Below are 8,406 nucleotides of genomic sequence, written 5' to 3'. Positions count from 1 at the left end.
TGATTCATTCCCACCGCCAAGTTGCTGCCTGAAATTAGGCCAGGCAAGACGCGAGGAGCGAGGTTTGGTCATTCCAAATGAACGACGAGCAACGCCGCATGGCCTGTTTTCAGGCGGCAACTTGGCGGCGTGAATGAATCAGTGTTTCCCTAGCAGCGAAGCCACCGTGAATTTAACCGAATCTCAGCGAAATTGACCGACAACCGGAGGTCAGCAGGGTGAAGTCAGCGGGCAAACCCTTCCAACTCATTGTTTTTGAAAGATTCACCAATCTGGCACGCGGCATGCTCCAGGAGGCGGAACCCTGACTCAGCGAGACACCATGAAAGCTCTGATTCTTCCCGCCGCGGCCCTGGGCCTGCTGATGACCTCCGGCTGCGTTCTGAGCATCGGCGGCGATGGCCACGACGACAACCACTACACCAGCGTTCGGGCCCAGGAACGCAACAATCGCGAGTACATCGCGACCATCTCCATGGGCACGCCGTCTTCAGCGGTGGTGACGCACCTCGGCACGCCGGACTTCACCGACGTGTTCACCGGCAAGGACGGCGAATACCGCATCCTGCGCTATCGCACCCATCGCGCCGAATCGGACGGCGACACCAGCCGTGACGAGACGACGCCGCTGGTCTTTCTCGACGGCCGCTTGGTCGGCGTGGGCGAAGAAGCGGTGCTGCGCCTGCGCTAGACCCGGGCTGACAGCGGGATGACCGGAGCAGGCTCCGGTCATCCTCACAAACCGGGCGCGTCGTCGACGGTGACGACGCCGTCCTCGATCGTGTAGATGTGCCGCCGCCCGGCATGCGCCCAGGCAGCCCGCCAGATCACCACGCGCTCCAGACTCAGCACATAGGCCGCCCAGTCGTCCGGCCTTGGCACCCGATCGAAACTCATGGCATCGCGCGTGCGCTCCACCGCCTGCGCAAAGGCTTCGGGCTCCGCGTCGGGATGCAGCGACGACACGTAGGCGAGCAGCTGACGCTCCCGGTCCCGGCCGCTCCAGACCGCATCCGCCTCGTCTTCCGGCAGCTCGTGCGCAATGGCGCCCAGCGTCACCTGCACGCGGGAGGCCTTCCAGTAGATGCACAACGACACGGGCGTATCGCTGGATTCCGACAGTCCCTTGCCGGAGCGGCGACTGGTGAAGAACAGCAACTGGTCATCCGCGGTGATGTGCAGGTTGATGGTGCGTGCACCCGGACGACCATCCGATCCGACGGTCGCCAGCACGGCCGTGTCCACGTCCGGCTCGCCGGAACTCTCGGCGTCGCCACGCAGGCGCGCCAGCAGGCGGACCAGGTCCGCCACGTCGCGAGGCTGATCACTCATGTTCCACTCCGTGTACGCCCACCCTGTAGCCTGCCGCTATGATCGGGCCCACGGAAACAGACAACAAGTTGGAGCGGACACCATGAAACGAGTCGGACGGCGGTACCGACCCAAGCGCGTCGATGATTCGTATGACGTGATCGTCATCGGCTCGGGCATTGGCGGTCTGGCCAATGCCGCATTGCTCAGCCGGCTGGGCCAGCGCGTCTGCGTGCTGGAACAGCATTACACCGCCGGTGGCTTTACCCACACCTACGAGCGCAACGGCTACGAGTGGGATGTCGGCGTCCACTACATCGGCGAGGTGCACAAACCCCATTCGCCCCTGCGCCGCATCTTCGACGTCATCAGCGACGGTCAGCTGCAATGGGCGGAGATGGACGAGACCTACGACCGCATCATTATCGGCGATCGCCACTATGACTTTCGCGTGGGCCGGGAGCGCTTCGCCGAAGACCTGAAGGCGCGTTTCCCCGCCGACGCGCAGGCCATCGACGACTATGTCGACCTGGTCCGCCGCGTCGCCGGATCGATGCGCAATTTCTTCATGGGGCAGGCGCTCTCCCCCAGCATGGATCGTCTCTACCGCATGGTGCGCGAACACCGCGTTCCCAGGGAATGCATGATGACCACCCGGGAGGTGCTGGAGTCGCTGACCGACAACCAGGAACTGATCGGCGTGCTGACCGGCCAGTGGGGCGACTACGGCATGCCGCCCGCCGAGGCGACCTTTCTGATGCATGCCTCGGTGGTGAAGCATTATTTCAGCGGCGGCTGCTATCCGGTCGGTGGCTCCTGGAAGATCGCCGACACCATCGTGCCGGTCATCCGCGCTGGCGGCGGCGAGGTCTTCACCTACGCCGAGGTCGAACAGATTCTCGTCGAGCACGGACGGGCCGTCGGTGTCCGCATGAAGGACGGCCACGAAATCCGTGCTGGTCGCGTGGTAAGTGATGCAGGCGCCAGCAACACCTTCGAGAAACTGCTCCCGGAGGCCGAGCGCATCCGCCACGGCTACCCGCAGAAGCTCAAGTCCGTGAAACCATCGGCGTCGCACATCTGCCTCTACGCGGGCTTCAAGGGCACGGCGAAGGAACTGGGCCTGCCGCGGACCAACCTGTGGATTTACCCCAGTCCCGCGCATGAGGACAATCTCGCGCGTTACGAGGCCGACCAGAGCCAGCCGCTGCCGCTGGTCTACATCTCCTTCCCGTCGGCCAAGGACCCGGACTGGGTCAACCACTATCCCGACAAGAGCACCGTCGAGGTGATCTCGCTGGGTCCCTACGAATGGTTCGAACAATGGCGCGACACCACATGGAACCAGCGCGGGGAGGACTACGAAACATTCAAGGCGCAACTGACCGAGCGTCTGCTCGAGGTGCTGTTCCAGCACATGCCTCAACTGCGTGACGCCCTGGACTACCAGGAGCTGTCCACACCGCTGTCGACCGAATGGTTTAACTTCTACGGACAGGGCGAGATCTACGGCCTGGACCACGATCCCGAACGATTCCGCCAGCGGTGGCTGCACCCGGTGACACCGGTGAAAAACCTCTACCTCACGGGACAGGACGTCGTCACCGCGGGCGTGGGCGGTGCGCTGATGGGCGGCGTGCTCACCACCGGTGCGATGCTCGGTTTGCAGCAGAAAAAGCTATGGAAGTTGCTCAAGGAGTGGGAACCACCGGTACCCGCCGCCGAAACGGAGAGCAGCCCCGCCTGATGTCCGCCACGGACCTTCTGCCCTGATGGGCACGGTACGATGGACACGAACCCGCCCCGGACGGCCCGGATGAGAATCCGTGTACCCGCCATGGTCAAACGCCACCCCATCCGCTTCGGCCTGCTCGGCCTGCTTCTGACCTGCGTGGTGCTTGCGGCCTGTCTGGTCGCCAGGACGCTGCCGGACGGCCCGATTCCCACCGCGACGTTCCCGGCACCAAGCGGCAAGACCGACGGCCCGCTGGTCATCGTGCTCCCGGGCATCCACGATGACATGGAGAGCCTTCGGGCCTCCGGTATCGTCGACAGCGTGCAGGATGCCAATGCGGATGCGACGGTGACCCTCGCGGCCGCCAGTTTCGGCTACTACATGGACCGCAGCCTGCTGGAACGTCTGCAGACGGAAATCATCGATCCGGCACGCGCCACCGGCCATGCCGATATCTGGATGGCCGGAGCATCACTGGGAGGGTTCGGAACGCTGCTCTACGAGCGCGAACATCCCGGCGCGCTGACAGGCCTGGTGCTCATGGCCCCGTTTACCGGCCGGGACGAGCTCGCCGAGCGAATCGCCGAATCCGGTGGCCTGCGGCAATGGGAGCCCGGCCCCGAACCTTCGGTTGTGCATCCGGATGACGTGCCCTACGAGGTATGGCGCATGCTCAAGCAGTTCGCCGAGCAACCGGAACAGGCCGAGCGGGTCTGGCTGATCTGCGGCCGCAAGGACAAATTTCACCTGGCCGCGGAGCAAATTGCCGAAGTCATCCCCGCATCCCAATATCTGGAGCGGCCCGGGGGCCACAAGTGGGCTGTCTGGGCGCCCGCCGCCGGCGAGGTCTTCAGCGCCATCTTCAGCGAAAGCCCACCGCCCGAAGGACAGCCCGGCTAGCCCATCCCGTAAGGGCGCCCCTGAAATACTGGAACACCACGGCAACCCGGGACCGCGAGACACGGCCGCCAACTTACGCCGAACCTTGTTCACCAGTACAATGTGAGCCCGTTGGGCGCGCGCGGTTCGGCCACAGGCAAGGGAATGGGCTCGTGCAGCAATGCTTCGCGCTTCCGGCTTCTTTCGACCCACATTCGTGTTTGCGGGCTTTCGCCCCGTGCCGACCGCCCCCTTCAGAACACCGATGAAATCCCAACAAGACATCCTTTCAACACTGCGGGAACTCTTTGAAGAACTGTTCGAAATCGAGCCCGAGAAAGTCACTCCAGAAGCACGCCTGTACGAAGATCTGGATATCGACAGCATCGATGCCGTCGACCTGGTCGTCCGCCTGAAGGAAATCACCGGCAAGGCGGTGGAACCTGAACAGTTCAAGAGCGTGCGCACCGTGCAGGATATCGTCGACGCCGTTGACGAGATGATCAGCGCCTGAGCGGTCATGCGATGATCGCCGCGCCGACCGAGCCGGTTGAGCTCGCCCATCGCCAGAACGGCGATTCATGCGCCTACGAATTGCGGATTCCCGCCGATCTGACCTATTTCTCCGGCCACTTCACCGGCGCACCCATCGTGCCGGGCGTGGCGCTGACCCACTGGGCCATCGAGCGCGCCTGCCGCGCTTTCGGCCATCGGCCGTCAGTCGCCAGCATCGCCAATCTCAAGTTTCATCACGTACTCGGCCCCGATGACGATGTCATGCTGGAACTCGTCGACAATGCAGCAGGCGGATCGACCCGGTTCAGCTACGCAAGGCGGGAGACGCTCTGCGCCAGCGGCCGGATCAACTGGCGCTGAACCGATGCCGGACCACCCCGCCACATCGGCCTTTCGGCCCTGTTTCGTGATCCCGGTGTTCAACCATGGTGACGCGATCACGGGCGTCGTCGACCGGCTACGCCGCCACGGCCTGGTGTGCTGGCTGGTGGACGATGGCAGCGACCGGCGTTGTGCCGATGTCCTCGACGCTCTGCACCACACCGATCCCGAATCCATCCGGCTCCAGCGCCTGCAACGCAATAGCGGCAAGGGCGCGGCGTTCCGGCAAGGCCTGCTGTGCGCCGAGCAGGCCGGATTCACCCACGTGATCCAGATCGATGCCGACGGTCAGCACGACCCGGAAGATGTCCCCCGCCTGCTCGACGAGGCGCGCGCCCATCCCGATGCGGTGATCACCGGCGTGCCGATCTACGACGAAAGCGTGCCCAGGGTCAGGCTGTACGGACGTTATCTCACCCATGTCTGGGTATGGATCAATACGATGTCCATGCAGATTCGGGACTCGATGTGTGGCTTTCGCATCTATCCGGTCGCGTCGACCAGCCGGCTGATGCGCGAGGCCCGCATCGGCAATCGCATGGAATTCGACACCGATATCCTCGTCCACGCGTACTGGGATGGGGTTCGCGTCATCAATGTTCCGACGCGGGTTCGATATCCAGACGACGGCGTCTCGCACTTCCGGATGCTGCGCGACAACGCGCGCATCTCGCTGATGCATGCGCGTCTGTTCCTGGTCATGCTTTGGAGACGCTGCGGCTTCGGGCCGCCGATCAGGCCCTGGTCCAGTAATCGTAAAAATTGAACCAGTTGAACGGGTTGCGGCGAACATGCCGCTCGATGTGATCCAGATAGGCCTGCGCCTGCCGGGCCACAAACGCCGCCCGCTGGCGCGACCCGATCGCCTGGCCGCCAGGATGCAGCTGTTCGAAATGAACGTTGTAGCGGTTGCCCCCCTCGTAGGTACAAAGCCCCAGAATCACCGGCGTCCGTAGCACGGCCGCCAACAGCCACGGCGTGGCCGGCAACTGCACCGGATGGCCCAGCAGACTGCCCTGCACGGTCCGCTCGCGGACGTTGTTCACCCGATCCGCCATCAGGCCGACGATGTCGCCGTCGTCGACCGCGTCGCGAATCCTCAGCGCCAGCTCGTGATCAGCCTCGGAGGAATCGATGATCGCCTCCAGAAATTCCGGATTGACCGCCCGCAACGCCGCGTTGAGCGTTCGGCTATGCGACAAGTCCATGAGGATGCGCAGCGACAGCGCATCCTCGCGCTGCTCGGCCGCGGCCCGCATGGCATCGAAACTCCCGAAATGGGCACTCAGCAACAGCGCACCGCGCCCCGAGCGCAGAATGGGATCAAACAGCTCCGCGCCATGGACGGTGACATCCAGCGCGCGGGTGCGACCAGCGTAGAAGTAAAGGCGATCAAGAATCGTGGACGCAAAATAGAAAAAATGCCGCCACAGATCAGCCAGCCTCGCCGGGCGCCCCAGCGCAACAGCCAGAAATCCACGGGAAGCCCGGCGGGCGCCCTGTCCGGTCAGCAGGAAATACGCGACAATCGGCCACAGCACGCATCGAGTGAGCGGACGCCCCAGACGAAGGCCGAGCCAGAACACGGCCCGAATCCAGAAGCCGCTCCCCCGCTCTTGGTAAGATTTCCACTGGTCGCTCACGCGATACCCTGTCCACTCATGGTTGCTTCGACATTCCGCACGACGGATGTCGGCTTCCGGCCTCATGGGCCGGACGGTCGACAGCCGACATGGCGGCACCACCCTTCATGCTGACCGTCCAAACCTCCAGCCTCAACAGCCAACAGTTGCTCGACCGGACCGACGTGCTGGCGGTGGTCGATTTCGACGCGGCACCTGGCCATCGTCCGACGGACCCCCGCCGGATCATCACGCCGCTGGACACCAGCGCGGCACTCAGGGAAGTGTGGGTCAGCAACGCGGGCGAGGTCACCACCGGTCGCAGCGGCGACATCCTGTACGCGCAAAGCCCCGATGAAACGGTCGGCACGCTGATTCTCGCCGACAACGGCGAGGATCTCGAGACCCTTGCCTATCAGGCTTACAGCCAGCTGCTCACGTGGCTGGATCAGCATGAGCACCGGCAACTCTGGCGGGTGTGGAACTACTTTTCCCGCATCAATACCGGTGAAGGCGACAGCGAGCGCTATCGTCGCTTCAGTCTGGGCCGGCAACGCGCATTGCGCGAATCCTCGCTGCCGGATCGCGCGCTGCCGCCCGCCACCGCCATCGGCTGCGCGGCGGACCAGGTGTTCCTGATGTTCATCGCCGGATCCGAACCCGGCAAACCGATCGAGAACCCGCGCCAGATCAGCGCGTATCGTTACCCGCGCCAGTACGGACCGGCGAGCCCCTCCTTCGCCCGGGCCGCCAAGGTCGGCCCCGCAAACACCGAGGGAACCCTGATCGTGTCCGGTACCGCCAGTATCGTTGGCCACGAAACGCAGCACGAGGGCGACTGGCAACGTCAGCTCGAGGAAACCTTCCGCAACCTGACCAGCCTGACCCGGCTGGCCGGCACGGCGGCGGCACCCTCCTCGCTGCGGGTCTACGCCCGGCCCTCGGTACCCGTCGACGAAGTAACCGCCCGCATACGGCAGGAATGGGGGGCGAACACGCCGATCATTCCGCTGTACGGGGAGATTTGTCGCCGCGACCTGCTACTGGAAATCGAGGGCGTGTGGCCGCTGGCGACCGCCAAGGTGGAACGGCATGCCGCCACGGCCGGCGGGACCGCTATTCGAACTTGACGACTTCGCCCTTCATCGTCACGCCGGCAACAAAGCCTCCGGCTCCGCACATGTACTCGGTTTCGGAAGAAAGCGGTGAGTTGCGATAGTTGCTGGTGATATTGACCACAGCATCCCCGCCAAGCTGAACGGCACGATCACGCAAGGACAACATCGCGGAAAAAAGAGCCCACTCACAGGCTTCCTGGTCCGTCTTGTTGAATGCGTTGGTCTTCTTGTTGGACTGGAATTCACCCATCCTGGACGCAACCGCCGGGTGACCCTGCTCGCCAAAGTAGAATTTGATTTCGTCGCCCAGGCGTTCTTTCACGTCATCTCGTGCGAAAAAATCGGCCAGCGGAAAGGTCAGATGATCATCGCGCGCCTGTGAAACGCCAACCGGCAACGCTGTCAGCACGGCAATCACAACGGTCAGAAACTGTTTTTTCATGAGGTTTGAACTCCCTGTTCGGTCAATCGGAATTCCACCGCCGAAATACTAGCGAACTGTTCACCCCCCCAAAAGCGAAGTTGTTGTTCATGACGTACTCGGTATCGATATTCCGACTTTCATTCATGACGTAGTCCACATCTCCGCAGGCCGGATCCGGATTTTTCAGGTTCAGCGTGGGATCGAAATGTCCCCGGTTCATCATCTCGATCGCGAACCAGGATTCCAGCGAGCCGCATGCGCCCAGCGTGTGCCCCATGTGGCCCTTGTACGACGCGAAAGGCTTGAAGCCGAGCACCTCGGCGGTCGCGTGACTTTCGGCCACGTCCCCGTGATCGGTCGCGGTGCCATGCGCGCAGACGAACCCGATGTCGCCGGCCGAAATGCCGGCATCCTCGATCG

General features: G+C 63.5%; 10 protein-coding genes and 1 pseudogene. 7 read left to right on the top strand and 4 right to left on the bottom strand.

The annotated features are described in order from the left end of the window. Positions 1 to 322: 322 nt before the first annotated feature. Positions 323 to 691, top strand: coding sequence for a DUF3192 domain-containing protein (locus tag ABNS06_RS06930; RefSeq protein WP_348673452.1), 369 nt, complete (start codon positions 323 to 325; stop codon positions 689 to 691). Positions 692 to 735: 44 nt separating this feature from the next. Here ABNS06_RS06930 and ABNS06_RS06925 read toward each other — a convergent pair whose 3' ends face one another. Further along, positions 736 to 1,332, bottom strand: coding sequence for a pyridoxamine 5'-phosphate oxidase family protein (locus tag ABNS06_RS06925; protein ID WP_348673450.1), 597 nt, complete (start codon positions 1,330 to 1,332; stop codon positions 736 to 738). An 82-nt stretch (positions 1,333 to 1,414) separates the two neighbouring features. Here ABNS06_RS06925 and ABNS06_RS06920 point away from each other — a divergent pair, with 82 nt between their 5' ends. The 5 genes from ABNS06_RS06920 (at position 1,415) to ABNS06_RS06900 (ending at position 5,588) form a co-directional block, all read left to right on the top strand. Continuing rightward, complete coding sequence (locus ABNS06_RS06920) at positions 1,415 to 3,058, top strand: NAD(P)/FAD-dependent oxidoreductase (RefSeq protein ID WP_348673448.1); 1,644 nt, start codon at positions 1,415 to 1,417, stop codon at positions 3,056 to 3,058. 69 nt (positions 3,059 to 3,127) lie between these two features. Beyond that, the gene (locus tag ABNS06_RS06915; protein WP_348673447.1) at positions 3,128 to 3,946 is read left to right on the top strand and encodes a hypothetical protein; all 819 of its coding nucleotides are present in this window, start codon (positions 3,128 to 3,130) and stop codon (positions 3,944 to 3,946) included. A gap of 160 nt (positions 3,947 to 4,106) precedes the next feature. Continuing rightward, positions 4,107 to 4,439 carry an acyl carrier protein gene (locus ABNS06_RS06910; RefSeq protein ID WP_348673446.1) on the top strand — a complete coding sequence of 111 codons (333 nt, stop codon included), beginning with the start codon at positions 4,107 to 4,109 and terminating at the stop codon, positions 4,437 to 4,439. A gap of 11 nt (positions 4,440 to 4,450) precedes the next feature. Next, entirely contained in the window at positions 4,451 to 4,801 is a 351-nt protein-coding gene (locus tag ABNS06_RS06905) for a hypothetical protein (RefSeq protein ID WP_348673444.1), read from the top strand. Between the two features lie 4 nt (positions 4,802 to 4,805). Next, positions 4,806 to 5,588 carry a glycosyltransferase family 2 protein gene (locus tag ABNS06_RS06900; protein WP_348673443.1) on the top strand — a complete coding sequence of 261 codons (783 nt, stop codon included), beginning with the start codon at positions 4,806 to 4,808 and terminating at the stop codon, positions 5,586 to 5,588. Here ABNS06_RS06900 and ABNS06_RS06895 read toward each other — a convergent pair. Continuing rightward, positions 5,557 to 6,408, bottom strand: coding sequence for a lipid A biosynthesis acyltransferase (locus ABNS06_RS06895; RefSeq protein WP_348673442.1), 852 nt, complete (start codon positions 6,406 to 6,408; stop codon positions 5,557 to 5,559). The two genes, ABNS06_RS06900 and ABNS06_RS06895, sit on opposite strands and share 32 nt — an antisense overlap. 164 nt (positions 6,409 to 6,572) lie before the next feature. Here ABNS06_RS06895 and ABNS06_RS06890 point away from each other — a divergent pair, with 164 nt between their 5' ends. Further along, the gene (locus ABNS06_RS06890; protein ID WP_348673441.1) at positions 6,573 to 7,574 is read left to right on the top strand and encodes a hypothetical protein; all 1,002 of its coding nucleotides are present in this window, start codon (positions 6,573 to 6,575) and stop codon (positions 7,572 to 7,574) included. On the opposite strand, the gene ABNS06_RS06885 is transcribed toward ABNS06_RS06890, so the two are convergent. Both ABNS06_RS06885 and ABNS06_RS06880 read right to left on the bottom strand, forming a co-directional pair. Next, a complete protein-coding gene (locus tag ABNS06_RS06885; protein WP_348673440.1) occupies positions 7,561 to 8,004 on the bottom strand; it encodes an excinuclease ABC subunit A in 444 nt (147 codons plus the stop codon). The two genes, ABNS06_RS06890 and ABNS06_RS06885, sit on opposite strands and share 14 nt — an antisense overlap. A gap of 22 nt (positions 8,005 to 8,026) precedes the next feature. Further along, a pseudogene (locus ABNS06_RS06880) lies at positions 8,027 to 8,406 on the bottom strand (beta-ketoacyl-ACP synthase); the annotation flags it as partial.

Source organism: uncultured Abyssibacter sp., from assembly GCF_964000955.1.
Taxonomy (GTDB): domain Bacteria; phylum Pseudomonadota; class Gammaproteobacteria; order Nevskiales; family OUC007; genus Abyssibacter.
This window is presented reverse-complemented; position numbering and strand designations above follow the sequence as displayed.

What these genes read in the sequence shown, in the direction of transcription:
- ABNS06_RS06910 (WP_348673446.1), top strand. Translation starts at nt 4,107, where the DNA reads ATGCTTCGCGCTTCCGGCTTCTTTCGACCCACATTCGTGTTTGCGGGC.
- ABNS06_RS06930 (WP_348673452.1), top strand. Translation starts at nt 323, where the DNA reads ATGAAAGCTCTGATTCTTCCCGCCGCGGCCCTGGGCCTGCTGATGACC.
- ABNS06_RS06905 (WP_348673444.1), top strand. Translation starts at nt 4,451, where the DNA reads ATGATCGCCGCGCCGACCGAGCCGGTTGAGCTCGCCCATCGCCAGAAC.
- ABNS06_RS06915 (WP_348673447.1), top strand. Translation starts at nt 3,128, where the DNA reads ATGAGAATCCGTGTACCCGCCATGGTCAAACGCCACCCCATCCGCTTC.
- ABNS06_RS06890 (WP_348673441.1), top strand. Translation starts at nt 6,573, where the DNA reads ATGCTGACCGTCCAAACCTCCAGCCTCAACAGCCAACAGTTGCTCGAC.
- ABNS06_RS06885 (WP_348673440.1), bottom strand. Translation starts at nt 8,004, where the DNA reads ATGAAAAAACAGTTTCTGACCGTTGTGATTGCCGTGCTGACAGCGTTG.
- ABNS06_RS06900 (WP_348673443.1), top strand. Translation starts at nt 4,806, where the DNA reads ATGCCGGACCACCCCGCCACATCGGCCTTTCGGCCCTGTTTCGTGATC.
- ABNS06_RS06920 (WP_348673448.1), top strand. Translation starts at nt 1,415, where the DNA reads ATGAAACGAGTCGGACGGCGGTACCGACCCAAGCGCGTCGATGATTCG.
- ABNS06_RS06925 (WP_348673450.1), bottom strand. Translation starts at nt 1,332, where the DNA reads ATGAGTGATCAGCCTCGCGACGTGGCGGACCTGGTCCGCCTGCTGGCG.